This window comes from Thauera sp. 63, from assembly GCF_000310165.2.
Taxonomy (GTDB): Bacteria; Pseudomonadota; Gammaproteobacteria; order Burkholderiales; family Rhodocyclaceae; genus Thauera; species Thauera humireducens.
Genome location: NZ_AMXC01000009.1, coordinates 39,585 through 64,333, shown reverse-complemented (window position 1 = coordinate 64,333; position 24,749 = coordinate 39,585). Strand labels below are relative to the sequence as shown.

Here is a 24,749-nt window from a genome sequence, read left to right as displayed (position 1 = left end):
GGCGGGCGCGGGGGAGAGCCTCGCGCCCGCATGACGCTCAGTCGGCTTCGATGATTTCGCACTCGTGTGTGATCTCGGCCGTCTTGCCAAGCATGATCGAGGCCGAGCAGTACTTTTCCGCCGAGAGGTGGATTGCGCGTTCGACGGTTTCGCGCTTCAGGTTGCGACCCGTAACGGTGTAGATGAAGCGGATCCGGGTAAAGACCTTCGGGTCGGCGTCGGCCCGTTCTGCCTCGAGGCGTACGCTGCAGCCGCGCACGTCGTGGCGGCCGCGCTTCAGGATGAGAACCACGTCGAAGGCCGTGCAGCCGCCCGCACCGGCCAGCATCAACTCCATCGGTCGCGGAGCAAGATTCCTTCCGCCCGCTTCCGGCGCGCCGTCCATGGCAACCAGATGGCCGGTGCCCGTCTCGGCGATGAAGCTCATGCCATCAACCCACTTGATGGTGCATTCCATTTGATTCGATCTCCTGTCGAGGTGTTGCATCCTGAGCGCGCGATGCGCGGGATGTCTTGGCGCGCGGATTCTACCGGAGTGGCGTGGGGTTGCCCGCGCGGATGCGCGGTGTGATTCCGGTACATGAAGGCGACGGTTGTTTGCTCAATACGCCTGCGTATTCGTGCGGTGCACAATAATGGCGGAGAGCGGACGCGGTCGTCGGGGATGAAGGGAATCTGGCGCGCCCGCAGGAGTATGAAAAATTGATATAAAACAATATCCTGACTTCGAATAAGGCGGGTTTATCGGAAAATCAAAACATTTATAGTGCGTTGCACAAAATAGGGCTTGCCTAGATAGGGAGGGGTGAGCATAATCCGTCTCAGTCGGATCGCTGACGCGGCAACAACGACGCGCCGATCCAAATGGTGTCTCCTCCACCCTCCTCCTTTGGTGTGGATTTAACGCAGTCCTCGCGGACTGCGTTTTTTTTGGTTCATCGCGCCTTTCCGGGGAAGGCGGCCTTGATCTTCAGGAAGAAATAGGCTGAATCCCGGAACCCGTAGGCCATACGCTTGATGACCTTAATGCGGTTGTTGACGCCCTCGAGAATGCTGGTGTTCAAGGGAAAGATGGCTGAGGCGAGGATGCCACGCAGGTACTTTCGGAGTCGCTTTGCAAAGGCGATCGCCGGCGCGATGCCGCTTTCGATCGCCAGGCGGTACCAGTCTTTCCATCTTCGGGCGCCGTCTCTGATCGATGGCGCAAACCAGATTTCCTTGATGGCGGTCTTCAGCAGATAGACGGTAGCCAGCGGTGCGTTGGCCGCCAGCAGTTCCTCGAGCTTGACCGCCTGCTCGTTGCCCAGGTTGTCGCGGTTGCGCAGCAGCAACCAGCGCGAGCGCTTGATGACCTGACGTTGTGCGGGCGCACTGCGCAAGGCATTGGCCTGATCGACGCGCACCCGGTCGACGACCTCCCGACCAAAGCGGGCGACGACATGGAACAAGTCATAGACGACTTCGGCGTTCGGGCAATGGGCGCGCACCTCCAGATCGAAGGCGGTGTTCATGTCCATTGCGACCGCCTCGATGTGCTGACAGCCCTCTTTGCCCAGCAATTCGAAGAAGGGCCGGATCGCCTCGCGGCTGTTGCCTTCGCCGACCCACAACACGCGCATACGTTCAGCATCCATGATCACCGTCGCGTAGCGGTGCCCCTTGTGCAGCGCGAACTCGTCCATCACCAACCGACGCACGCCCTGCGCATCGAAAGTGCCATACCGGGTCTGCAGACGCCGATGGTCGATGCGCTTGATGGTGTGCCAGTGCAAGCCCGTGAGTTGGGCGACGTGGGCGATCGGCAGGATCTGCACCAGCGCCTCGATCCAGGCGCGTAATCGGTGTGTGATGCGCTCACCCGTGTCGAGCCAGCTCAGGCGCTCGGCCGCCCGTGCGCCACACTGGTAACAGTCGAGGCGGCGAATCGGCACATCCAGCCAGACGCGTCGATCGAACCAGTCTCGATCGCGCACCCGGCGTCGCCGGCGCTCGTGGAGCAGAACACAGTCGCTACCGCAGCGCCCACATCGCGGGCGGTGTGAGGGGTCTTCAGCGAGGGTGAGAAGGAGCGAACCGTCGGCTCGCTCCTGGCATGAATCGACGAGGCGGCCTTCCCAGAAGACCACGCCCAACATAGCATCGCGCATGACGGGGAAGAGGAAGGGGATCGGTTTGTTTGGCGACTGCCAATCTACCAACCTCAGAACCGTCAACCACTACTTCCCCCAGATCGCGCGAAGAACCTTTTTTTTGCCTTTACGCCAAGTTTGCTTCTTAATGATTGACACGCAAGCCGTGATCTCATTAAGATTGCGAGCTTTCCGTTTGACGGCCTGCATGTCCGGCCTGACAAAAATCGAGGTTTTAAATGAAGACGTTTTCTGCCAAGCCGCACGAGGTCAAGCGCGACTGGTTCGTTGTCGACGGCACGGACAAGGTGCTTGGCCGTCTTGCCGCCGAAGTGGCTCGCCGTCTGCGCGGCAAGCACAAGGCCATCTACACCCCGCACGTTGATACCGGTGATTTCATCGTCGTCGTCAACGTCGAGAAGCTGCGCGTGACCGGCAACAAGGCGCAGGACAAGAAGTACTACCGTCACTCGGGTTACCCGGGCGGTATTTACGAAACCAACTTCACCAAGCTCCAGCAGCGTTTCCCCGAGCGCGTGCTCGAGAAAGCGGTGAAGGGCATGTTGCCGAAGGGCCCGCTGGGCTACGCCATGCTGAAGAAGCTGAAGTGCTACGCGGGTCCGTCGCATCCGCACACCGCTCAGCAGCCGCAAGTTCTCGAGATCTGAAGGAGCCGATAGATGGCTGTCACTTACAACTACGGTACCGGTCGCCGCAAGACTGCGGTCGCTCGCGTGTTCATCAAGCCGGGCACCGGCAACATCGTCGTCAACGGCAAGCCGGTCGACGAGTTCTTCTCGCGCGAAACGGGCCGCATGATCGTGCGCCAGCCGCTGGTCCTGACCGGCAGCGAGGGCAAGTTCGACATCATGGTCAACGTCACCGGTGGTGGCGAGTCGGGTCAAGCCGGTGCGGTGCGTCATGGCATCACCCGCGCTCTGGTTGACTACAACGCCGAGCTCAAGGGCGAACTGCGCGCTGCTGGCTTCGTCACCCGCGATGCGCGTGAAGTCGAGCGTAAGAAAGTCGGTCTGCGCAAGGCGCGCCGCGCGAAGCAGTTCTCCAAGCGTTAATCGCTGGTGCCTGCAACAAGAGCCGTCCCTCGGGGCGGCTTTTTGCTTTTCGGCATCGGGGAAAGGCAAGCCTCTGGTCGTCATCCGATCTTCACTGCATCGTGGTGGCGACAGTGCGATAATCGTGAGCGTGCCCTGTCTGCATTAGAGGAAGCGAGATGATCAAGGTTGGTGTTGTCGGCGGTACCGGTTACACGGGCGTGGAGTTGCTGCGCCTGCTTTCGCGCCACCCGGGGGTGACGCTCACGGCCATCACCTCGCGTGGCGAGGCGGGCATGCCGGTGGCCGAGATGTTCCCGAGCCTGCGCCGCCGCGTCGACCTGAAGTTCGTGACGCCGCAGGATGCGCAGCTCGAGAAGTGTGATGTGGTGTGCTTCGCCACGCCCAACGGCATCGCGATGAAGCAGGCGGCAGAGCTCGTTGCTGCCGGCGTGCGCGTGATCGATCTGGCGGCGGATTTCCGTATTCGTGACGTTGCGGAGTGGCAGAAGTGGTACGGCATGGAGCATGCCGCGCCGGAGCTGGTGGCGGAGGCGGTGTATGGGCTTCCGGAGGTCAATCGCGAGCAGATCCGCAAGGCGCGCGTGCTGGCGAACCCGGGCTGCTATCCGACTGCGGTTCAGTTGGGTTTCCTGCCGCTGGTCGAAGCCGGGCTGGTCGATACCGATCACCTCATCGCCGATGCCAAGTCGGGCGTGTCGGGTGCTGGCCGCAAGGCCGAGGTGCATACGCTGCTGCCCGAGGCGGCAGACAGCTTCAAGGCCTACGGCGTGCCTGGTCACCGCCATCTGCCCGAAATCCGTCAAGGGCTGTCACTGGCTGCTGGCTCCCAGGTCGGACTGACGTTCGTGCCGCATCTGACGCCGATGATCCGTGGCATCCATGCAACCTTGTACGGCCGCATCAAGCCCGGTGTCGATCTTCCGGATCTGCAGGCATTGTTCGAGAAGCGCTACGCGAACGAAACCTTCGTGGATGTGATGCCTGCGGGCAGCCACCCGGAAACGCGTTCGGTGCGTGCCTCTAACCTGTGCCGTATTGCCGTGCATCGCCCGCAGGGTGGTGACACCATCGTCGTGCTGTCGGTCATTGACAACCTCGTGAAGGGGGCGGCTGGCCAGGCGGTGCAGAACCTCAACATCATGTTCGGCTTCGATGAAGAAGCCGGGCTGGATATCGTGCCGGTCAGTCCCTGACGGGAACCTCGCACACGGAATACGATCCGATACTTTGACGATTGCAGAGCGGATGGCGCATCATCCGGCGCATACCCCACAGAGGAGAAAACATGAGCGCAGAAGTCGCAACCCCCGACATCCTGGTCTTCACCGATAGCGCGGCGAACAAGGTTCGCGAGCTGATCGAGGAGGAGGGCAATCCCGCACTGAAGCTGCGCGTGTTCGTCAGCGGCGGCGGATGCTCGGGCTTCCAGTACGGTTTCACCTTCGACGAAGAGGTGAACGAGGACGACACCACCTACGAGAAGAATGGCGTGATGTTGCTGATCGATCCGATGAGCTACCAGTACCTGGTTGGCGCCGAGATCGACTACACCGAAGGTCTCGAGGGTTCGCAGTTCGTCATCCGCAACCCGAACGCCACGAGTACCTGCGGCTGCGGCTCATCGTTCTCCGCGTGAGCGTTGTCCGCTGAAATGAAAATGGGGCGCTTCGGCGCCCCATTTTCTTGCCGCCGGCCCGCAGGCCAGTCGTCTTTCACTTCGCGCTCGCAAGCTCGTAATTGAGCAGGGCGAAACGCTCGCGCAGCGGTGCGGTGTCGCGCTGGAAGGCGACCAGTTCCTTCGGGCTCAGCGCATCGGCCATCGGCAAGGCAACGGACATCGGATCTTTCGGAACCTTGTTGATGTGCACCTCGTAATGCAGGTGCGGGCCAGTGCACCAGCCAGTGCAGCCGACGTAGCCGATCATGTCCCCCTGGCTGATGGCCTGACCCTTGCTGAGGCCCCTGGCAAAGCCGTTCAGATGGGCGTAATGGGTGGTGATGCCATTGCGATGCCGGAGCACGATCAGGTTGCCGAAGCCGCGCTGTGTGCCGACGAATTCGACGGTGCCGTCGGAGGTGGCCTTGATCGGCGTTCCGGTCGGTGCAGCGAAATCTGTCCCGTTATGGTTGCGCCAGCTCCGGTGGATCGGGTGCAGACGGCGGCCGAAACTGGAGCTGACACGCGAGAACTCGAGCGGTGAGCGCAGGAAGCCCTGGCGCAGACTCCTGCCGTCGTCCGAGTAATACTGTTCCTTGCCGCTTGCTCCGCGGTAGAGCACCACGGCGTGGCGCTTGCCCTGATTGATGAACTCCGCGGCAAGAATGCGCCCGGCGCGTACCGGGTTGCCTTCCTCGTAGATTGCCTCGTAGATCACATTGAAGCGGTCGTCCTTGCGCAGGTCGGTATGAAAGTCAATCCAGGTGCCGAAGATTTCGGCCATCTGGGTCGCGACGTTGTCGGGTACGCCCGCTGCATCGGTTGCGCCGAACAATGAACTGCGGATCACACCCGAGCGCATCTCGACCAGCGTGCTCTGCGCGACGCTTTCGGATTCGCGCAGCTTGAGTGTGCCCCTGTCATCGCGTTCGACGATCACACGGCGCTCGCCGTTGCCGAGCGGAAGGCTGAACGACTGCAGGCGACCATCCTGCTGGATCAGGGCCATCACGCTGCGACCTGCACGAAGCTGGCGAAGCGCCTGCTTGCCTTCGTCCGAAGCGGAAATGAAGCTCAGGGCTTCGGCGTCGTTGACATTGAGCCGGCGGAACAGCGCCTGCAATGTATCGCCGGCCTGAATCCGCTCGTTATGGACGAAGGGCAGGTCGGCCTCGGTTTCCAGCGCAATCTTCGGCGTGGGCAAGGTTTCGACCACGGCCTGTACTGGAATCGCCGCGATGTCTTCACCGGGCGCGACGGCCGTGGCCGCCACGACGCCCAGTAACGAGGTGCCGACGAGGCTGCTGAGAACCCATGGCCTCGCGCGCGTAAGGAGTTGTGCCGGCAGTTCGGCTAGAATTCGGGTCTTTCTCGCCTGCATGTGCTCACTGGGCCTGAATGGGCAAAAAATTTCCGGAAGTTTATCAAAGTTGCCCTTGCATCCGGGAAGGTATTTATGGAGAAATTGAATGACTGATGTTCAGGCGGCCATTGAGCTGATCAAACGCGGCAGCGATGCCCTTCTGCTCGAGGTCGAACTGGTCGAGCGCCTCAAGACCGGGCGTCCGCTTCGCGTCAAGGCCGGCTTCGACCCCACGGCGCCGGACCTGCATCTGGGACACACGGTACTCATCAACAAGATGCGTCATTTCCAGGACCTGGGGCACCACATCCTGTTCCTGATCGGCGACTTTACCGGCATGATCGGTGACCCCAGCGGCAAGAACGCAACGCGACCGCCGCTGTCTCGCGAGCAGATCATGGAGAACGCCAAGACCTATCAGGACCAGGTGTTCAAGATCCTCGACCCGGAGAAGACCGAGATCTGCTTCAACTCGACCTGGATGGAGGGGCTCGGCTCGGCCGGCATGATCCATCTCGCGGCGCAACAGACCGTCGCGCGCATGCTCGAGCGTGACGACTTCGCCAAGCGCTACGGCAACAACCAGCCGATCGCGATCCACGAGTTCCTCTATCCGCTGTGCCAGGGCTACGACTCGGTGGCGATGAAGGCCGACGTCGAGCTGGGCGGAACCGACCAGCGCTTCAACCTGCTGATGGGGCGTGAACTTCAGAAGCACTACGGCCAGCATCCGCAGTGCGTGCTCTTGATGCCGCTGCTCGAGGGGCTGGACGGCGTCAACAAGATGTCGAAGTCGCTCGGTAATTACATCGGCATCTCCGAGGCGCCGAAGGAGATCTTCGGCAAGACGATGTCGGTGTCCGACACCTTGATGTGGCGCTACTACGATCTGCTGTCCTTCCGCTCCACCGCCGAGATCGAGGGGCTCAAGCGCGACGTCGAGGGCGGGCGCAATCCGCGCGATGTGAAGGTGATGCTGGCGCAGGAACTGGTCGCGCGCTTCCACGGCGCACGTGCGGCGGAGGAGGCGCTGGCGGATTTCGAGGCCCGCTTCCAGCGCAACGCCATTCCGGAAGACATTCCGCAGGTGAATGTGGTCGCCGGCAGCGAGGGTATTCCGCTGTTCCAGGTGCTGAAGCAGGCCGGGTTGACGGGCAGCACGTCCGAAGCCATGCGCATGATCGAGCAGGGCGCGGTGAAGCTCAACGGCGAGCGCGCGGACGACAAGGGCTTGCTGCTCAAGGCGGGCGAGACGGTCGTGATGCAGGTCGGCAAGCGCAAGTTCGCCTCGGTGGTGCTGGCTTGACCCGCGTGCGCGCGAGGGGCATGAAGTGAGCGCAGCTGAAGCGTCGCGCCCCATCGGCGTGTTCGATTCGGGCGTCGGCGGCCTGACCGTCGTCCGCGCGCTGATGGAGCGCCTGCCGCTGGAGAGCATTGTTTACTTCGGCGACACGGCTCGCGTGCCTTACGGCGTGAAGTCGGTGGCGACGATCGAGCACTTCACCGCGCAGATCACCGACTTCCTGCTGCGGCGTGACGTCAAGATGCTGATCATCGCCTGCAACACCATGGCGGCGGTCGCGGCCCATGTGGTGCACCGGCTGGCGCGCGGCATTCCGGTGCTCGACGTGATCGAGGCCGGCGCCCGCGCTGCCGTGTCGACCTCGACCGGGCGGCGCATCGGCGTGATCGGCACGCCGACCACGATCAACAGCAACGCCTACGCGCGACGCATGCACGAACTCGATCCGTCGGTGCGCGTGTATTCGCAGGCCTGTCCGTTGTTCGTGCCGCTGGTGGAAGAGGGCTGGCTCGACCACCCTGTGACGCGTCTGACCGCCCAGGAATATCTCCGTCCTGTGCTGGCGGAGGACGTCGACAGTCTGGTGCTCGGCTGCACGCACTACCCGTTGTTGAAGCCCCTGCTGCGCGATGTGGCGGGGGCGGGTGTGCGGCTGATCGACTCTGCCGTGACGACCGCAGAACTTGCTGCGCAGCGCCTGCAGCAGGTGGACCTGCTGCGCCAGGGGGGTGACGCGGCGGACTATCGCTTCGTGGTCAGCGACGTGCCGCTTCGCTTCCAGACGATTGGCGAGCGTTTCCTCGGCCGCTCCCTCGGTCCGGTCGAGAAGGTCGACTGGTAAGTGGAAGCGGGCAGGCAAATGCCGGTGATGACAAACCGTGCTCGATCAGGCTGGACCGGTCGCGACCGGTCGGCAAGGGTCTGAACACCACTCGCTCCAAGACCCGGCGTAAAGGCGCGAGCCGGTCAGGCCGGCCAACTCCATCGCGAGTATATTCACGCAGGCTGTAACGCCCGAACCGCATTGATGGACGACCTGCGTGGGCGAATGTCCTTTCAGCAGGCTGCCAAATTCCTCGCGCAGTACCGATGCCTGCTTGAAGCGACCGTTCGCTGTCAGGTTGTCGCGGAAGAAGCGGTTGATTGCCCCCGGAATGTGACCGCCGACCGGATCGAGGGCCTCGTTCTCACCGCGAAACCGGTCAGGGCTGCGCGCGTCGATCAGGACCATGTCGGGCTTGTCGAGGTGGGATGCGACAAAATCCGCATCGACGCGGGCCGCGCGCAGGGAAAGCGTGTAGGTGCTGGGCCGGGGGGGCGGAAGCTCGGTGTCGAGCGGGAGTCCCGCACGGCACCACGCCTGCAGGCCGCCATCCAGTACGGCGACGCGGTCATGCCCGAGCCAGCGCAACAGCCACCACAGGCGTGCCGCGAACATGCCGCCCGCGTCGTCATAGGCGACGACCTGGGTGTGATTGGAGACGCCACAGCGTTCGAGCCGCGCCGCAAGCTGCGCGGGATCGGGCAGGGGGTGGCGTCCGTTGCGTCCCGTCCTGGGGGCCGACAGCTCGGTCTCGAGGTCGATGAAGTACGCCCCCGGAAGGTGTCCGTCACTGTAGGCGTCGCGACCGAAGCGGGTGTCGCTCAGGTCGAAGCGGCAGTCGAACGCGACCCAGTCGGCGTCGTGAAGCCTTTGTGCAAGCTCGCCGGCCTCGATCAGGGTCGTGTAGGAGGCATTCACTCTACCGTCTCGGCAGCGCTTCCAAGCCAGTCGCGGGCCTCGGTCTCGTCGTCGAAGACCTGTACTTCGGCATCGACGAACAATTGAGACACCCATGCGCTCCAGGTCAACCACTGGTCGTCGGTGAGCACGGCGATGCGACGGAAGTCGTGGGCATGCTGGCGCGAGAACTTGATCTCCTCCCACGCGACGTCGAGCGTGAAACCCGCCATCTCGCGCAGGTCGAACATCAGGTCGATCGGGCCGCTGAACTGGATCTTGTAGTTCACCAGTTCCTCGAACTCCTTGTAGTCGGCCAGTGCGAACTCGCCGAACACGGTAACCGCGACCAGCCTGTCGCGATGCTCGATGTTGATCATGGTGCCCTCCGCCTTGCCAGAAAGGATGCCCCTACTATAGCCCTCGACGGGTTCGGGCTCAATCGCGCGGAGCCTGCGCCAGGCGGGGCTTGCGCGCCGGCAATGAAATCAGGATCGCACTCGCGACGATCAGCGCGACCGCGACCCAGCTCGACCACGGCATGATCTCGTTCCAGAACAGGGCGCCGAACAGGCTGGCGAAGACAACCGTTGCATAGCTCAGGTTTGCGGACACCAGCGTCCGGCCGTAGCGGTAGGAGCGCGTCATCGCCAGTTGCGCAAGCCCGCCGAAGACGCCCACGCCGAGCAGGGTGAGGAACTCGTCGGCGGCGGGTACGTGCGGCCCGGCATGCAGCGCGCCGACCAGACCGAACACGCTGGTGACGAGCGAGAACCAGAACACGGTGCGCACCTCCGGCTCGCCAGCCCGGCCGAGTTCGCGCACGCTGACGTAGGCGATGCTTGCCACCGCGCCCGAGCCGAGGCCGGCCAGGGCTCCGAGCCATTGGTCCGCGGACAACGTGGGGCGCAGCAGCAAGACGACGCCGGCGAAGCCGGTCAGTACGGCGATGAGTGCGGACGGACGCAGGCGCTCGCCGAAGACGGCTGCCAGCAGCAGGGCGACGAAGATCGGCGAGGTGTAGTTGAGGGTGACCGCGGTTGCCAGCGGCAGGATGCCGATGGCGAAGAAGTAGCAGCTCAGCGCGACCGAGCCGGAGACACTGCGCGATACATGCATGCGCCAGTGCGGGGTCCGCAGGGACAGGCCCTGAAGCCGGGCGAGGCCGATCATCATCAGCATGCTGACGAAGCCGCGGTAGAACACGATCTCGCCGGTGGAAAACGTTTCCGCCCCAAACTTGACGCACACCCCCATGGCGGCGAACAGCAGGCAGGAAAGAAGCATCCAGAGGGAAGGCATGGCGGTGACGTTGCAGTGCAGCGATACGGCAGCGCATTGAAGCACACTGCCTGCCGTTGTGGGGTAAAAGCTGACGCTACACGCTACCCGTTGGCGTACGGGGGAGGCGAACCGTCGCCACCAGTCCGCCTTCGGGGTGGTTCTGCAGACCGACCTCGCCATGCTGGCGCCGCAGCAGGTTGCGCGTGATCGCCAGCCCCAGCCCGGTTCCGCCCGTCTCGCGGTTGCGTGAGGTCTCGACGCGGTAGAAAGGCTCGAAGACCTTCTCCAGTTCGTCCTGGGGCAGGCCCGGGCCATGGTCGCGAATCCGGATCGAGAACGTCTCGCCTTCCGGGGTCACCGTGACCTCGACCGCGTTGCCGAATTTCACGCCGTTCTCGATCAGGTTCCACAGGGCGCGCCGCACTGCGCCGGGCTGGGCGTGCAGTGGCGCGCCGGCGTGGCCACTCAGGCTGACCTGCCAGCCCATGTCCTCGGCATCGTCGCGCAAGGCCTCGAGCAGGCGATCCAGGTCGATCGGCTGCGCGGGGGTGGCGTCATCCAGGCTGCGCGCATAGGCGAGTCCTTCCTTGACCAGCGCCTGCATGCTGTCCAGGTCGGCCTGGATGCGGGCGCGCAGGGCGTCGTCGTCGACCAGCTCGGCCCTGAGACGCAGGCGGGTGATCGGCGTCTGCAGGTCATGCGAGATGGCGGCGAGGATTCGTGTGCGCTCGCCGACGTGCTCGCGGATCCGTCGCTGCATCTGGTTGAACGCGTCAGCGGCGCGTACGACCTCGATCGGGCCGCGGGTCGGGAGCGGAGGGCTGTCCGGGTCTTCGCCGAGCGCGCGTGCGGCGTCGGCCATGCGCGACAGGGGGCGGGTGGCGAGCCTGACTGCCACCCAGGTCAACAGCCCCACGCCGCCGATCAGTGCGGCCAGTGCTGCCAGCAGTCGCCCGGGTTCGGGCGGCCGGATACTGGGCGTGGGCGGGATGCCCGGCAGGCGGATCTGCAGCGGCTGGCCGTCGGCCAGCGCAACGGTGACGATCAACGCCGCATGTGGCGCACCGCTGCGGTGATGGAGGTGAATTCTGGTTTCGCGCTCGGGCATCGCGGCGCGCAGCGCGGACCCGAGCGGGTGCCCGTCCGGCACGGGGCGCAGGTGTTCCGGGATGGGGCGCAGCGACAAGCGCAGCCGGCGGCGGCCGAGTTCGTCGATCCAGCGTTCGCGTTCGGCGGGCGTCAGCCGGTCGAGCACGTCGGCGGTGGCCGCGATCTCCTGCGCCACGCCTTCGAACAGCGCGGCGCGCCCGACGCGCTCGCGCTCACCGACGAAGAGCGCGAAGCTCACCGCCAGTACGATGGCAATGCCGACGAGCCAGATGAGCATCAGGCGCGAGAACAGGCTGCGGGGCCATGGCATCCTCACGCGGCCTCCGGTCCGCCGGCGGCCGTGCTGACCTCGGCAGCCAGCACGTAGCCCTCGTTGCGCACGGTCTTGATGATGGCCGGCTCGCGTGCGTTGTCGCCGAGCCGTTGGCGCAGGCGGCTGACCTGAAGATCGATCGAACGGTCGAAAACGTCCGCCTCGCGCCCCTGGGTGAGCTCCATCAACTGGTCGCGGGACAGTACCTTCTGCGGGTGCGAAAGGAAGACCGAGAGCATCCGGTACTCGGCGCCGGACAGGGCGACGACCGTGTTGCGGGTGTCGATCAGGTGCCGATTGACGGTGTCGAGGCGCCAGTTGGCGAAATGCAGTTCGCGCGCGTTGGCGGGCGGGGTCGCCTCCAGGTTGGGCGGCAGGGCGCGGGTACGGCGCAACACCGCGCGGATGCGCGCATAGAGTTCGCGCGGCACGAAGGGTTTGGTCAGGTAGTCGTCGGCGCCCATCTCCAGGCCGAGAATGCGGTCCATGTCCTCGCCGCGCGCCGTGAGCATCAGGATAGGGGTGTTCGCCAGCTGCCCGCCCGCCGCGCGCAGGTTGCGGCACAGGGTCAGGCCGTCGTCGCCCGGCATCATGATGTCGAGCACGATCAGGTCGATGCGGTGTTGCTCGAGTACGCCCTTCATCTCTCGGCCGTCGGCCGCAGTGCTGCAGCGCAGGCCCTGCTTCTCGAGGTAGTCCGCAAGCAGGCTGCGGATGTCGCGGTCATCGTCGACGATCAGGATGTGGTCTTGGTGGTTCATCGCACGGTCTCCATGGCGCGCATCTTAAAGCTGGCGGCTGCGGTGTTTGTATCCCACCGTATCAAACCCGTGGTCTGTGACAAGACGCTGCAATACGGCCGGTGCGGGACAAATCGCGCTTACATCGCGGTGCTGTAATGGGTCCGTCGCCCGAATCGTCGGGTGCCGGAAACAGCAGACCCAAATGGAGAACATCATGAAAACCTGGATCAAGTCTTCGATCGCCGCCGCCATCATCGCCACCGGTGCCCTTGGAACGAGCGCTGTGCTTGCGTGGGGCGGCCAGTGCGACGGTGGGGGCGCGCGTGGTGGCAAGACGGGCTGGTCGAAGATGGCGCCGGAGCAGATGAAGGCGAAGATGGCCGAACGTTCTGAACTGCACATGGCCCGTCTCGAGCTTGCGCTGGCGCTGAGTCCCGAGCAGAAACCCGCGTTCGAGGCCTTCAAGGCAGACATGAAGGCGCGCGGTGAGCGCATGGCGACGGCAATGGCCGAACGGCGCGGAACGGTGCAGCCGAAGACGGCGCTCGAGCGCATGGCGGCCATGGAGGAGATGAGCAAGCAGCGTGCGGTCGAGCTGGCCGACGCGCGGGAGTCGGTCGGACGTTTCTATGCGACGCTGAGCGATGCGCAGAAGACCGTGTTCGATGCCGAGTTCCAGAGGATGGGGCCGCGCGGCTCGAAGGGCGAGCGCGGCATGCGGGATGGCATGGGCGACGGCCCGCGCCATGGCGGAATGGGATCGGGACGCGGCTGAGGGCTTGCGCGGATCCGTTCAGTTCCGGTGAACGAAGAGAGGCCATCCCGAGGGATGGCCTCTTGTCTCCTCCCCCGTTTATGCGGGGCGCAGTCTCTTAGTGGAACTGCTCTTCTTCGGTCGAACCGGTCAGCGCCTTGACCGAGGACGAACCGCCCTGGATCACGGTGGTCACGTCGTCGAAGTAGCCGGCGCCGACTTCCTGCTGGTGCGACACGAAGGTGTAGCCCATCTCACGTGCGGCGAATTCCGGCTCCTGGACCATCTCGACGTAGTGCTTCATGCCTTCGCCGCGGGCATAGGCGTGCGCGAACTTGAAGGTGTTGAACCAATTGACGTGGATGCCGGCCAGGGTGATGAACTGGTACTTGTAGCCCAGCGCCGACAGCTCGTCCTGGAACTTGGCGATGGTCGCGTCGTCCAGGTTCTTCTTCCAGTTGAAGGACGGCGAGCAGTTGTAGGACAGCAGCTTGCCCGGGCAGGCTGCATGGACGGCCTGCGCGAACTCGCGGGCGAAGCCCAGGTCCGGGGTGCCCGTCTCGCACCACACCAGGTCGGCGTAGGGCGCGTAGGCGACGCCGCGGCTGATGGCCTGCTCCAGGCCGTTCTTGACGCGGTAGAAGCCTTCCTGAGTGCGCTCGCCGGTCAGGAAGGGCTTGTCGTTGGCGTCGTGGTCCGAGGTGATCAGGTTGGCGGCTTCAGCGTCGGTACGGGCCAGGATCAGGGTCGGCACGCCCATGACGTCGGCAGCGAAACGGGCCGAGATCAGCTTCTCGATCGCTTCCTGGGTCGGCACCAGCACCTTGCCACCCATGTGGCCGCACTTCTTCACGGCCGCCAGCTGGTCTTCGAAGTGCACACCGGCGGCACCGGCGGCGATCATGTTCTTCATCAGCTCGAAGGCGTTCAGCACGCCGCCGAAACCGGCTTCAGCGTCGGCGACGATCGGCAGGAAGTAGTCGATGAATTCCTTGTCGCCCGGGTTGATGCCACGCGACCACTGGATCTCGTCGGCGCGCTTGAAGGTGTTGTTGATGCGGCGAACCATGGTCGGCACCGAGTCGTAGGCGTACAGCGACTGGTCCGGGTACATGGTCTCGGAGGTGTTGCCGTCGGCGGCGACCTGCCAGCCGGACAGATACACGGCCTCGAGGCCAGCCTTGGCCTGCTGCATCGCCTGACCGGCGGTGATCGCGCCGAAGGCGTTCACATAACCCTTCTTGGCGCCGCCATTGACACGCTCCCACAGCAGCTTCGCGCCGCGCTGGGCCAGGGTGTACTCGGGCTGCAGGCTGCCGCGCAGGCGAACGACGTCGGCGGCGGAGTAGCCGCGCTTGATGCCTTTCCAACGGGTGTTCTCGGCCCAGTCTTTTTCCAGAGCGGCGATTTGCTGTTCGCGGGTCAGGGTCATGATGCTTCCTTTTCAGTGCAGAAGGGTGTCAACCATCGCGGCCGGTTCAGGCATCCGTCGCGGTGTTCCTGCCGCAACGTTTTCGAGGGAGAAAAGCGTTGCAGATGGGATGCAGTATAGGAGGCATCCTGCGCAGCAGCAATAGGTCTTATATAAGATATAAGAAAAAATCTTGTTCAAAAAAAACAGTGCCTTGAGCACTGCGTTTTGCAGTATGAAACGGCAATGAGCTTTGTGAAACGAATCGGGCGCTGGGGTTTGCTGCGCTGCGGTGCGCCGGCATGGGTGCGTGCTCGACGCCCGGCCGACCGGCTTCGGGCGACCGGGCGGCACCTTGCCACGGAGACTCAGACGAGCGGATGCTCGGCGACGATGACGCCGTCCTCGTCTGCATACACATAGTGCCCGGGTCGGAAGGTGACGCCGCCGAAAGTGACGGGGACATCGACCTCGCCCACGTTGCGCTTGACCGTCTTGCGCGGGTGAGTGCCGAGGGCGAACACGCCGAGGTCCATCTCGCCGATCGCCTTCGAGTCACGGATGCAGCCGTAAACGACGATCCCGGCCCAGCCGTTCCTGACCGCCAGCTCGGCGAGCTGGTCGCCGACCAGGGCGCAGCGCATCGAAGCCCCGCCGTCGATCACCAGCACGCGGCCGTTACCGGCGGACTCGACGGCTTTTCGCACGAAGGAGTTGTCCTCGAAGATCTTCAGCGTGCTGATCGGGCCGCCGAAGCTGCTGCGGCCGCCGTAGCTGCCGAACAGGGGGCTGACGACGCTGACCTTGTCCTCGTGCGCGTCGCACAGGTCGGCTGTCTGGATGTTCATGTCTGTTCCTCGTCTCGGGATGGATTGCGGGCCGGCAAGTCCGGTCTGCGCGCATGATAGTCGAGTGATGCGGACTTCGTGGCGGCCGCCAGGCGCAAAAAAAGCGCACCCCGCAGGGTGCGCTCTCGTGATCCGCCGCGCTGTTCAGACAGTTTCGGCGGCGGCCTCCTCGAACACCAGCTTGACCTTGTCGTCTTCGTCCAGGTCGATGGTCACCTTGCCGCCATTCACCAGACGCCCGAACAGCAACTCGTCCGCCAGCGCCGATCGGATGGTGTCCTGAATGAGGCGTGCCATGGGGCGGGCGCCCATCAGCGGATCGAAGCCCTTCTCGGCCAGCCAGGCCTTGAGATCGTCGGTGAAGTGCGCCTCCACCTTCTTCTCGTGCAACTGGGCTTCGAGCTGCATCAGGAACTTGTCCACCACGCGCAGGATGACCTCGTTGTCGAGCGCCTTGAACGAGATCGTCGCATCCAGGCGGTTGCGGAACTCCGGCGTGAACATGCGCTTGATGTCGGCCATCTCGTCGCCGCTTTCACGCTTGGCGGAGAAGCCCATGACCGACTTCTGCATGGTCTCGGCGCCCGCGTTGGTCGTCATGATGATGATCACGTTGCGGAAATCCGCCTGGCGGCCGTTGTTGTCGGTCAGCGTGCCGTGATCCATCACCTGCAGCAGGATGTTGTAGATGTCCGGGTGGGCCTTCTCGATCTCGTCGAGCAGCAGCACGCAGTGTGGCTTCTTGGTGATCTGCTCGGTCAGCAGGCCGCCCTGGTCGAAGCCGACATAGCCCGGCGGGGCGCCGATCAGCCGGCTCACCGCGTGACGCTCCATGTACTCGGACATGTCGAAGCGCACCAGCTCGATGCCCAGCGTGTAGGCGAGCTGGCGGGCGACCTCGGTCTTGCCGACACCGGTCGGCCCCGAGAACAGGAAGGAGCCGATGGGTTTCTGCGGATTGCCGAGACCCGAGCGCGACATCTTGATCGCCTTGGCCAGTGCCTCGATCGCGGCGTTCTGACCGAACACCACGTTCTTGAGGTCGCGCTCCAGCGTCTTCAGCGCGGCCTTGTCGTCGTTCGACACGGTGCGCGGCGGGATGCGGGCGATCTTGGCGACGATCTCCTCGATCTCGTTGCGGCCGATGGTCTTCTTCTGCTTCGACTTCGGCAGGATGCGCTGCGCGGCGCCGGCTTCGTCGATGACGTCGATCGCCTTGTCCGGCAGGTGGCGGTCGTTGATGTACTTGGCGGACAGCTCGGCTGCGCTCGACAGCGCAGAGCTCGAGTACTTGATGCCGTGATGCTCCTCGAAGCGGCTCTTGAGGCCCTTGAGGATCTCGACCGTCTCGGCCACCGACGGCTCGACCACGTCGATCTTCTGGAAGCGCCGCGACAGCGCGTGGTCCTTCTCGAAGATCTGGCGGAACTCGTTGTACGTGGTCGCGCCAATGCACTTCAGCTGGCCCGAGGACAGCGCAGGCTTGAGCAGGTTGGAAGCATCCAGCGTGCCGCCCGAGGCCGCGCCCGCGCCGATCAAGGTGTGGATCTCGTCGATGAAGAGGATCGCGTTCGGGTTCTCGGTGAGTTGCTTCAGCACCGCCTTCAGACGCTGCTCGAAGTCGCCCCGATACTTGGTGCCGGCGAGCAGGGCGCCCATGTCGAGGGCGAAGACCTGCGCGTTCTCGAGAATCTCGGGCACCCGGCCCTCGACGATACGGCGCGCGAGACCTTCGGCAATTGCCGTCTTGCCGACACCGGCCTCGCCCACGAGCAGGGGATTGTTCTTGCGCCGGCGGCACAGGGTCTGGATGACCCGCTCGACTTCCTTCTCGCGCCCGATCAGCGGGTCGATCTTGCCGACCAGGGCTTGCTGGTTCAGGTTCTGCGTGTAGCTCTCGAGCGCGCCGCCGGCCTGCTTCTCGTCGGACTCCTGCTCGCCCTGTTCGGACTCGCTTCGGCTTTGCGAGGCACCACCCTGCGGCGGCGCCTTGGCAATGCCGTGCGAGATGAAGTTGACGACGTCGAGGCGGGAAATGTTCTGGCGCTGCAGGTAATAGACCGCGTGCGAGTCCTTCTCGCCAAAGATCGCGACGAGGACGTTGGCACCGGTCACTTCCTTCTTGCCCGAGGACTGGACGTGCAGGATCGCGCGCTGGATCACACGCTGGAAGCCGAGCGTAGGCTGCGTGTCGATCTCGTCGCTGCCTTCGATGCGCGGTGTGTGTTCGTTGATGAAATTGGTCAGTTCGCGACGCAACTCATCGATCTCGGCGCCGCAGGCGCGCAAGACCTCGGCGGCCGACGGGTTGTCCAGCAGCGCGAGCAGCAGATGCTCAACGGTGATGAACTCGTGTCGTTTCTGACGTGCCTCCACGAAAGCCATGTGCAGGCTCACTTCAAGCTCTTGCGCGATCATTCAGTTTTCCTCCATCACGCATGCCAGCGGATGTTGATGCTGACGAGCAAACGAGGCGACCTGCTCTACCTTGGTCGATGCGATGTCCCGGGGAAAGACACCACAGATCCCCATGCCCTCTCTGTGAACTTGGAGCATGACTCGCGTGGCACGTTCGCGATCCATGCCGAAATATTTCTGCAGAACCTCGACCACGAAATCCATCGGGGTGTAGTCATCGTTCAGCAGAAGCACCTTGTACAGGGGCGGCGGACGGGTGCGCGTCCTTTTCGCCTCGAGGACGAATTCGTTCTGTTTCCGGGTACCCATGAAATTCATTCTAATGAAGTCCGAGCCGAGTGCAACACGCTAGAAAGTCACGCTCGTCGTGTAAGTCCCTGCCGCAGGGTGAGCGCCTCAGGCACGGGTCGAGGTCTGGAGTGCAGCATCGATCGTGCACTGCGGCAAGCAGGGTAAGTGCCCGAGGTGTCTGAAAAATCGCAACATCATGGGGCGAAGTGCTCCGGTTTTCGTGTTGCGATGCGAAAAAAATTGCGGATCGCAAACCGTTGACGGCTCGGAGCCAACTGCGTAAAAGCTTGGCTGTGCGCAGTCTTGAGCTTGATCCGTGGGGCCTTGGTGCTTCGTCAAGTCGCTGGCGGCGCCGATGTACCGGCCGGATTTCCGACCGTATCAAGCAACCTTGAAGGAACGAAGCAATATGGCAACTGGCACCGTGAAGTGGTTCAACGATTCCAAGGGTTTTGGTTTCATCACGCCCGATGATGGCAGTGAGGACCTGTTTGCGCATTTCTCCGCCATCAACATGAGCGGTTTCAAGAGCCTGAAAGAGGGTGAAAAGGTTTCCTTCGAGGTGACCCAGGGCCCCAAGGGCAAGCAGGCTTCCAACATCCAGCGCGCCTGATCCGGATGTCGGAGGGCGACGTGTCCGGCGTGCCCGTTTCAGGAGTACGTAACGCCGAACACAAAAGCAGAAGGGCCATCGACTTCGATGGCCCTTCTGCTTTCTGGAGTCAGTATGTCCCGTTCGGCTGCCGCTTGAAGCAGCCGCAGGTACTTACTTCAGCTTGACTTCTTTGTACGGCACGTGCTTGCGGGCGACGGGGTCGTACTTGTTGAACTCAAGCTTTTCCGGGGTGGTGCGCTTGTTCTTCGACGTCGTGTAGAAATGACCCGTACCGGCGGTCGACTCCAGCTTGATCTTTTCGCGGATGCCCTTGGCCATGGCGTTCTCCGTTCAGTTCGGTTGCTTACAGCTTCTCGCCGCGGGCGCGAAGCTCGGCAACGACGACGTCGATGCCTTTCTTGTCGATGGTGCGCAGACCGGCGTTGGAAACGCGCAGGCTGATCCAGCGGTTCTCGCCTTCGCTCCAGAACCGGCGGTTTTGCAGGTTCGGCAGGAAACGGCGCTTGGTTTTGTTGTTCGCGTGGGAAACGTTATTTCCCACCATCGGTGCTTTACCGGTCACTTGGCAGACGCGAGCCATACGATGCTCCAGGGAATTCTGATTGCGGAAAACGCACGAGGATAATGCATCCTCGGTCGGGAAGGCAAGTGTTGCGTGCAGATCTTGCTCGTCGGGGGACGGATTAAATCGCTTTTTGGGCATTACAGCAAGCCGCGTTCGGCAAATGATACGGGTGTGCCGTGCGATGGGACGACGAAGTGGTCCAGCACCCTCACGTCGACCAGGGCCAGCGCATCTTTCAGCGCCCGGGTCAGCATCTCGTCGGCGGTGCTGGGCTCTGCAGCGCCGGACGGGTGGTTGTGGGCGAAGATCACGGCCGCAGCGTTGTGCGCCAGGGCGAGCTTGACGACCTCGCGCGGGTAGACGCTGGTCTGGGTGAGCGTACCCCGGAACAGGTCAGTGGCCTCGATCAGGCAATGGCGCGCATCGAGCAGCAGCACGCAGAAGGTCTCGTGTGGCAGGTGGCCCAGGCGCAGGCGAAGCCAGTCGCGCACCACCTGCGGCGAATCGAACAGGGTCTTTTCCGCCAGGGTTTCACCCAGCGCCCGCCGCGCCAGTTCCATGACCGCCTGCAGTTGGGCATACTTCGCCAGCCCCATGCCCGGCAGCGCGGCGAAATCCGCGGCGCTGGCCGCACACAAGCGTGTCAGGCTGCCAAAGTGGGCAATCAGATGGCGGGCAAGGTCGACGGCAGTCCGTCCACGAATGCCTACGCGCAGGAACACGGCGAGCAATTCAGCATCGGACAGCGCGGCCACGCCGCGGGCAAGCAGCTTTTCGCGCGGGCGTTCGTCGGCGGGCCAGTCGGTGATTGCCATGCGGGGGCCTATCGATGAGGGGGCGGTTCGTGACGGACGGCCCGGTTGGTTGGCGAATGCGGCATCGAGAGTCGCGATTATAGGCGAATGTCATGGTTGATCTGCAGCACCGCAAGATCGTGATTGGCGTCACGGGCGGCGTGGCCGCATACAAGTCGGCGGAACTGGTGCGTCTGCTGGTCAAGGCAGGGGCTGATGTTCACGTCGTGCTCACGGAGGCCGGTGCGCGCTTCGTGACCGCGGTGACCTTCCAGGCGCTGTCGGGCAACCCGGTGTGGACCGACCTGTGGGACGCGCGCGTGCCCAACAACATGGCGCACATCGACCTTGGTCGAGAAGCCGACGCCATCCTGGTCGCGCCGGCCACGGCGGATTTCATTGCGCGTCTTGCGCAGGGGCGTGCTGACGATCTGCTCACCACGCTGTGTCTGGCGCGGGACGTACCGCTGATCGTCGCGCCGGCGATGAACCGGCAGATGTGGGAAGCGCCGGCCACGCGGCGCAACGTGGCGCAGGTCATCGAGGATGGCGTGACCGTGTTCGGCCCGGCCGCGGGCGAACAGGCCTGCGGCGAGGTCGGCATGGGGCGGATGCTGGAGCCGGAGGAGTTGTTCGAACGCCTCGAGGGTTTCTTCGTGCCCAAGCGCCTGGCCGGGCGCAAGGTGGTGCTCACCGCGGGGCCCACCTTCGAGGCGATCGACCCGGTGCGCGGCATCACCAATATCAGCTCGGGCAAGATGGGGTATGAACTGGCGCGGGCCTGCGTTCAGGCGGGCGCCGAGGTGGTGCTGGTCAGCGGTCCGGTGAGTCTGCCCGTGCCCGCCGGCGTCCGCCGCGTGTCGGTCGCCGGTGCGCGCGACATGCGCGAAGCCGTCTTTGCCGATCTGCCGGGGGCGGACGTCTTCATCGGGGTCGCGGCGGTAGCCGACTATCGGCCGCTCGAAGTCGCCGAGCACAAGATGAAGAAAAAGGACGGCATCCTCACGCTGGCGCTGACGCAGAATCCGGACATTCTGGCCGACGTCGCGGCTTTGCCGGACGCGCCGTTCTGCGTCGGGTTCGCAGCGGAAAGTCAGGACCTTGACGCCTACGCTGAAGGCAAGCGGCGGAAAAAGGGGCTGCCGATGCTGGTCGGCAATCTCGTGCAGGACGGCATGGGGGCGGATGACAATCTGGTCGTGCTGTATGACGACGCAGGCCGCCATCCGCTGCCCCGCGCACCGAAGGCCGAGGTATCGCGCGGCATCGTCGCGCATCTGGCGACGCTGCTTGCAGCGGCGGGGCGCTAGCGCCCTGCAGTCTTTAATGGATGAACGAGGCGGCTGCGTGCATGCAGCGCCGGCTGAACGTGAGGTGGGACATGCATCGTATCGACGTGAAACTGCTTGACGAGCGCCTCAAGGCCCATCCGCCCGGCTATGCAACGGGCGGGGCGGCCGGGCTGGACCTGCGGGCCTGCCTGCCGGGACCGATCACCCTGCATCCGGGGGAGACGACCCTGGTGCCGAGCGGGCTTGCCATCCACCTGTCCGACCCGGGCTTGGCGGCGATGGTGCTGCCGCGCTCGGGGCTGGGGCACAAGCATGGCATCGTGCTGGGCAATCTGGTCGGGTTGATCGACTCCGACTACCAGGGCCAGATCTTCGTCTCCGTGTGGAACCGCGGGCGGGCGACCTTCACCATCCAGCCGATGGAACGGATTGCACAACTCGTCGTGGTGCCGGTGCTGCAGGTGGGCTTCAACGTGGTCGACGAGTTCGATGCGAGCGAGCGGGGGAGTGGCGGATTCGGCAGTACGGGCAAGCATTGATGCGGCATCCGGGTATCCCGACCGGCGTGCATGTGGTTTGCGAGCGCGACGGGCGGGTCTTGTTGATGCGGCGTGCGGGGACGGGTTTCTTCGATGGGCTGTACAGCCTTCCCGGCGGCCATGTGGAGCCGGGCGAATCGGTCCGTGCCGCGGCGGTGCGCGAGTTGCGCGAGGAGACCGGGCTCGAGTTGGAGGAGGCCGACCTCGAATGGCTCGGGGTGGTGCACCGCTTGTCCGACACCAACCGCATCGACTTCTTCTTTCGTGCGCCACGCTGGGCCGGGGAGCCCGCGATCCGCGAGCCTGCAAAGTGCGATCGCCTCGAGTGGCATGTGCGTGAGCATCTGCCGCGACCGATGGTCGAGTACGTCGAACGGGCACTCGCGCTGACCGCATCGCCGTGGATGCTGGAACTGGGCTGGTCCAGATCGAGGGGGTGAGCGATATATTCAGTGTATTAACTCATTCTGATAATCTTCGCGGCGAACCCGGCACGAAGTCCGTGGTGGACGAGGAGATGGAGTGAATGATGGGAATCTTGAAGAAATCCGTATTCGCCGCAATGCTCGGCCTGCTCGCGCCGGCCGTGGTGCAGGCGACTGACCCGCCGGATGTGGACTTGAGTCGCGCCGAGGAAATCAGCGCAGGTCGGTGTTCCTTGTGTCACGGGCCGGAGGGTGACAGCGCCTCGGCCCTGTATCCGCGTCTGGCTGGCCAGCATCACCAGTACATTGCCAAGCAGCTCGCCGACTTCCAGTCGGGCCGGCGCAAGAGTGACACGATGGGTAGCATGGCGGCGGACCTGACGCCCGAGGAGATGCTCGCGCTCGGCGTGTTCTTCGAAAAGAAGCCGACCAAGGCTCGCGAGGTGCGCGATACCGACCTCGTGGGCGTCGGTCGTTTCATCTTCCATCGCGGCAACGAGTTCTCGGGCGTGGCCGCCTGTTCGTCCTGTCACGGTGAGCGTGGGCTCGGGACCGACCAGCTGCCGCGACTCGCGGGCCAGGTGCCGAAGTACATCGAGGTGCAGCTGAAGTCCTTCGAGCAGCGCGAGCGCACCAACGACAACGCCATCATGCATTCGATTGCGTCGAAGCTGACGGAGCTCGAAGTGAAGGCGGTGGCTGCCTATATCAGCACGCTCGATTGAGGGTTGAGGCGCAGCGCCTGCTGCGGTCAACGCAAACGGGGCCTTTTCGGCCCCGTTTGCGTTGATGTTGCCCGTAGTGCTCAGGCCAGCATGTCGGCCCAGATGTTCTTCGCCCAAGCCAGCGCCGCCTTGCCTTCGAGTTCGTTGGCGGCCATCGACACGCCACCTGCGCCCTGTACCGGCATCGGCTGCTTCTTCTCGGCGTCGTACTGGTGCACCGACGCCACGTGGATGACGTTCTTGCTGTCGACGAAGCTGTAGCAGGTGTTCATCACCACCGGCGTCGGGTTCGGCGCCAGGCCCTCGAACAGGTTCAGGATGGCCGCGGCCGCCACCTTGCCGTGCTGGTTGGCCATGTGGCCCGACTTGGGCATCGTCGGTGCCGGGAACAGCGCGTCGCCCAGTACGTGCACGCCCGGCACGCCCTTGGCTTCCAGTGTCAGCCAGTCGACGTCGACCCAGCGGTCGTTGATCAGCGGCAGGCCTGCCTTCAGCGCAATGTTGCCGGCGCGCATCGGCGGGATCACGTTGAGCACGTCCGCCTTGAGCTTGTCGAACTCCAGCTCGGCGGTGCGCGAGGCGGCATCCACACCGCGCAGCTCGCTGTTGGGCACGTACTCGATCATGCCCTTGTAGCTCTCGAAGGCCTTGGTGAACAGTGCCTTCTTGGACTGGATCTCGCCGTTGGCGTCGAGCACCAGCACCTTGGACTTCGGCTTCGCCTGACGCAGGTAATTGGCGACGACGCAGGCGCGCTCGTAAGGTCCGGGCGGGCAGCGGTAGGGGACTTTCGGAATGTGCAGGGCGAACACCCCGCCGTCGGTCATGTCCTGCAGCTGCTTGCGCAGCACCACGGTCTGCGGGCCCGCCTTCCACGCGTGAGGAATGCGATCCTCGTTGCCATCCAGCCCGGCGACGGCATTCGGGATGAAGTCGATGCCCGGCGACAGCACGAGGCGGTCGTAGCCGACGGTGCCGTTCTTCGCCGTGGTCACGGTGCGCTTGGCAGTGTCGACCGCGGTCACTTCGTCCGTGATCAGCTTGACGCCCCACTTCGACTTCAGGTTGTCGTAGCTGACGGTGATGTCTTCCATCTGCTTGATGCCGCCGATCACGAGGTTGGAGATCGGGCAGGAGACGAAGGTGGGGTTGCGTTCGATCAGGGTGACGTCGACGGTGCCGTTGCTCCACATGCGCAGGTACTTGGCCGTCGTTGCGCCGCCGTAGCCGCCGCCGACGATGACGACGTGGCCGCGGCTCGTGCCGCCGACCGTCGCGCAGGCGGAAAGCCCGGCGAGCGTGGTGCTGCCTGCCGCCGCTACGCCGGCGGTCTTCAGAAAATCGCGTCTGGTGAACATCGTTCGGTCTCCCCC

At 64.1% G+C, this 24,749-nt stretch carries 28 protein-coding genes; 12 read left to right on the top strand and 16 right to left on the bottom strand.

Annotation, left to right across the window (positions count from 1 at the left end; all coding sequences use genetic code 11):
• Positions 1-37 precede the first annotated feature (37 nt).
• The gene (locus C664_RS10085) at positions 38-457 is read right to left on the bottom strand and encodes an OsmC family protein (protein ID WP_004258899.1); all 420 of its coding nucleotides are present in this window, start codon (positions 455-457) and stop codon (positions 38-40) included.
• A 478-nt stretch (positions 458-935) separates the two neighbouring features.
• Complete coding sequence (locus C664_RS10080; protein ID WP_443080555.1) at positions 936-2,147, bottom strand: ISL3 family transposase; 1,212 nt, start codon at positions 2,145-2,147, stop codon at positions 936-938.
• Positions 2,148-2,368: 221 nt separating this feature from the next.
• Between C664_RS10080 and rplM the strand changes: the two genes are divergently transcribed.
• The 4 genes from rplM (at position 2,369) to erpA (ending at position 4,841) form a co-directional block, all read left to right on the top strand.
• On the top strand, positions 2,369-2,797 hold the full coding sequence (gene rplM / locus C664_RS10075; protein WP_004258894.1) for a 50S ribosomal protein L13: 429 nt from the start codon (positions 2,369-2,371) through the stop codon (positions 2,795-2,797).
• Positions 2,798-2,809: 12 nt separating this feature from the next.
• Complete coding sequence (rpsI, locus tag C664_RS10070) at positions 2,810-3,202, top strand: 30S ribosomal protein S9 (protein WP_004258890.1); 393 nt, start codon at positions 2,810-2,812, stop codon at positions 3,200-3,202.
• Between the two features lie 158 nt (positions 3,203-3,360).
• Positions 3,361-4,398, top strand: a complete 1,038-nt coding sequence (argC, locus tag C664_RS10065) for an N-acetyl-gamma-glutamyl-phosphate reductase (protein ID WP_004258887.1) — start codon at positions 3,361-3,363, stop codon at positions 4,396-4,398.
• A 92-nt stretch (positions 4,399-4,490) separates the two neighbouring features.
• Entirely contained in the window at positions 4,491-4,841 is a 351-nt protein-coding gene (erpA, locus tag C664_RS10060) for an iron-sulfur cluster insertion protein ErpA (RefSeq protein WP_004258884.1), read from the top strand.
• 76 nt (positions 4,842-4,917) lie between these two features.
• Here the strand turns inward: erpA and C664_RS10055 are convergent, their stop codons facing one another.
• Positions 4,918-6,243, bottom strand: coding sequence for a peptidoglycan DD-metalloendopeptidase family protein (locus C664_RS10055; RefSeq protein WP_038011472.1), 1,326 nt, complete (start codon positions 6,241-6,243; stop codon positions 4,918-4,920).
• Positions 6,244-6,331: 88 nt separating this feature from the next.
• Here C664_RS10055 and tyrS point away from each other — a divergent pair, with 88 nt between their 5' ends.
• Both tyrS and murI read left to right on the top strand, forming a co-directional pair.
• On the top strand, positions 6,332-7,531 hold the full coding sequence (gene tyrS / locus C664_RS10050; RefSeq protein ID WP_004258879.1) for a tyrosine--tRNA ligase: 1,200 nt from the start codon (positions 6,332-6,334) through the stop codon (positions 7,529-7,531).
• 25 nt (positions 7,532-7,556) lie between these two features.
• Positions 7,557-8,369 (top strand): glutamate racemase, encoded by an 813-nt coding sequence (murI, locus tag C664_RS10045; protein WP_004258872.1) that lies wholly within the window; start codon positions 7,557-7,559, stop codon positions 8,367-8,369.
• Between the two features lie 45 nt (positions 8,370-8,414).
• Here murI and C664_RS10040 read toward each other — a convergent pair whose 3' ends face one another.
• From C664_RS10040 to C664_RS10020, 5 genes are all read right to left on the bottom strand, one after another.
• Entirely contained in the window at positions 8,415-9,269 is an 855-nt protein-coding gene (locus C664_RS10040; RefSeq protein WP_004258868.1) for a sulfurtransferase, read from the bottom strand.
• On the bottom strand, positions 9,266-9,628 hold the full coding sequence (locus tag C664_RS10035; RefSeq protein ID WP_004258864.1) for an STAS/SEC14 domain-containing protein: 363 nt from the start codon (positions 9,626-9,628) through the stop codon (positions 9,266-9,268). Before C664_RS10035 ends, C664_RS10040 begins: the two co-directional genes overlap by 4 nt.
• Positions 9,629-9,686: 58 nt before the next feature.
• Complete coding sequence (locus C664_RS10030; protein ID WP_004258861.1) at positions 9,687-10,550, bottom strand: DMT family transporter; 864 nt, start codon at positions 10,548-10,550, stop codon at positions 9,687-9,689.
• A 76-nt stretch (positions 10,551-10,626) separates the two neighbouring features.
• The gene (locus tag C664_RS10025; protein WP_038011470.1) at positions 10,627-11,958 is read right to left on the bottom strand and encodes an ATP-binding protein; all 1,332 of its coding nucleotides are present in this window, start codon (positions 11,956-11,958) and stop codon (positions 10,627-10,629) included.
• Positions 11,955-12,716 carry a response regulator gene (locus tag C664_RS10020; RefSeq protein ID WP_004258855.1) on the bottom strand — a complete coding sequence of 254 codons (762 nt, stop codon included), beginning with the start codon at positions 12,714-12,716 and terminating at the stop codon, positions 11,955-11,957. The genes C664_RS10025 and C664_RS10020 overlap by 4 nt, the downstream gene beginning before the upstream one ends.
• Before the next feature lie 196 nt (positions 12,717-12,912).
• Between C664_RS10020 and C664_RS10015 the strand changes: the two genes are divergently transcribed.
• On the top strand, positions 12,913-13,473 hold the full coding sequence (locus C664_RS10015) for a Spy/CpxP family protein refolding chaperone (RefSeq protein WP_038011501.1): 561 nt from the start codon (positions 12,913-12,915) through the stop codon (positions 13,471-13,473).
• A gap of 97 nt (positions 13,474-13,570) precedes the next feature.
• Here the strand turns inward: C664_RS10015 and aceA are convergent, their stop codons facing one another.
• The 4 genes from aceA to clpS all read right to left on the bottom strand — a co-directional run bounded on the left by aceA (position 13,571) and on the right by clpS (position 18,438).
• Complete coding sequence (aceA, locus tag C664_RS10010; RefSeq protein WP_004258851.1) at positions 13,571-14,884, bottom strand: isocitrate lyase; 1,314 nt, start codon at positions 14,882-14,884, stop codon at positions 13,571-13,573.
• Positions 14,885-15,231: 347 nt separating this feature from the next.
• Positions 15,232-15,711, bottom strand: coding sequence for a ribonuclease E activity regulator RraA (gene rraA, locus C664_RS10005; protein WP_004258848.1), 480 nt, complete (start codon positions 15,709-15,711; stop codon positions 15,232-15,234).
• A gap of 144 nt (positions 15,712-15,855) precedes the next feature.
• The gene (gene clpA / locus C664_RS10000) at positions 15,856-18,129 is read right to left on the bottom strand and encodes an ATP-dependent Clp protease ATP-binding subunit ClpA (protein WP_004258844.1); all 2,274 of its coding nucleotides are present in this window, start codon (positions 18,127-18,129) and stop codon (positions 15,856-15,858) included.
• Positions 18,130-18,438 carry an ATP-dependent Clp protease adapter ClpS gene (gene clpS, locus C664_RS09995; protein ID WP_004258840.1) on the bottom strand — a complete coding sequence of 103 codons (309 nt, stop codon included), beginning with the start codon at positions 18,436-18,438 and terminating at the stop codon, positions 18,130-18,132.
• Positions 18,439-18,829: 391 nt separating this feature from the next.
• On the opposite strand from clpS, the gene C664_RS09990 reads away from it, so the two are divergent.
• Complete coding sequence (locus C664_RS09990) at positions 18,830-19,033, top strand: cold-shock protein (protein WP_002924494.1); 204 nt, start codon at positions 18,830-18,832, stop codon at positions 19,031-19,033.
• A gap of 153 nt (positions 19,034-19,186) precedes the next feature.
• Here the strand turns inward: C664_RS09990 and rpmG are convergent, their stop codons facing one another.
• The 3 genes from rpmG to radC form a co-directional block, all read right to left on the bottom strand.
• Complete coding sequence (gene rpmG, locus C664_RS09985) at positions 19,187-19,354, bottom strand: 50S ribosomal protein L33 (RefSeq protein ID WP_004258834.1); 168 nt, start codon at positions 19,352-19,354, stop codon at positions 19,187-19,189.
• A 25-nt stretch (positions 19,355-19,379) separates the two neighbouring features.
• Complete coding sequence (gene rpmB / locus C664_RS09980) at positions 19,380-19,616, bottom strand: 50S ribosomal protein L28 (RefSeq protein ID WP_004258827.1); 237 nt, start codon at positions 19,614-19,616, stop codon at positions 19,380-19,382.
• A gap of 122 nt (positions 19,617-19,738) precedes the next feature.
• Positions 19,739-20,416: a RadC family protein gene (gene radC / locus C664_RS09975; protein WP_004258823.1), complete on the bottom strand. Its 678-nt coding sequence runs from the start codon at positions 20,414-20,416 to the stop codon at positions 19,739-19,741.
• 92 nt (positions 20,417-20,508) lie between these two features.
• On the opposite strand from radC, the gene coaBC reads away from it, so the two are divergent.
• The 4 genes from coaBC (at position 20,509) to C664_RS09955 (ending at position 23,376) form a co-directional block, all read left to right on the top strand.
• Positions 20,509-21,705 carry a bifunctional phosphopantothenoylcysteine decarboxylase/phosphopantothenate--cysteine ligase CoaBC gene (gene coaBC, locus C664_RS09970; RefSeq protein WP_004258820.1) on the top strand — a complete coding sequence of 399 codons (1,197 nt, stop codon included), beginning with the start codon at positions 20,509-20,511 and terminating at the stop codon, positions 21,703-21,705.
• A gap of 71 nt (positions 21,706-21,776) precedes the next feature.
• Complete coding sequence (dut, locus tag C664_RS09965) at positions 21,777-22,226, top strand: dUTP diphosphatase (RefSeq protein ID WP_004258817.1); 450 nt, start codon at positions 21,777-21,779, stop codon at positions 22,224-22,226.
• Positions 22,226-22,666, top strand: a complete 441-nt coding sequence (locus tag C664_RS09960; protein ID WP_004258812.1) for an NUDIX hydrolase — start codon at positions 22,226-22,228, stop codon at positions 22,664-22,666. Before dut ends, C664_RS09960 begins: the two co-directional genes overlap by 1 nt.
• A gap of 86 nt (positions 22,667-22,752) precedes the next feature.
• Positions 22,753-23,376 (top strand): c-type cytochrome, encoded by a 624-nt coding sequence (locus tag C664_RS09955; protein WP_004258808.1) that lies wholly within the window; start codon positions 22,753-22,755, stop codon positions 23,374-23,376.
• 80 nt (positions 23,377-23,456) lie between these two features.
• On the opposite strand, the gene C664_RS09950 is transcribed toward C664_RS09955, so the two are convergent.
• Positions 23,457-24,734, bottom strand: coding sequence for an FCSD flavin-binding domain-containing protein (locus C664_RS09950; RefSeq protein ID WP_004258804.1), 1,278 nt, complete (start codon positions 24,732-24,734; stop codon positions 23,457-23,459).
• Between the last annotated feature and the right edge of the window lie 15 nt (positions 24,735-24,749).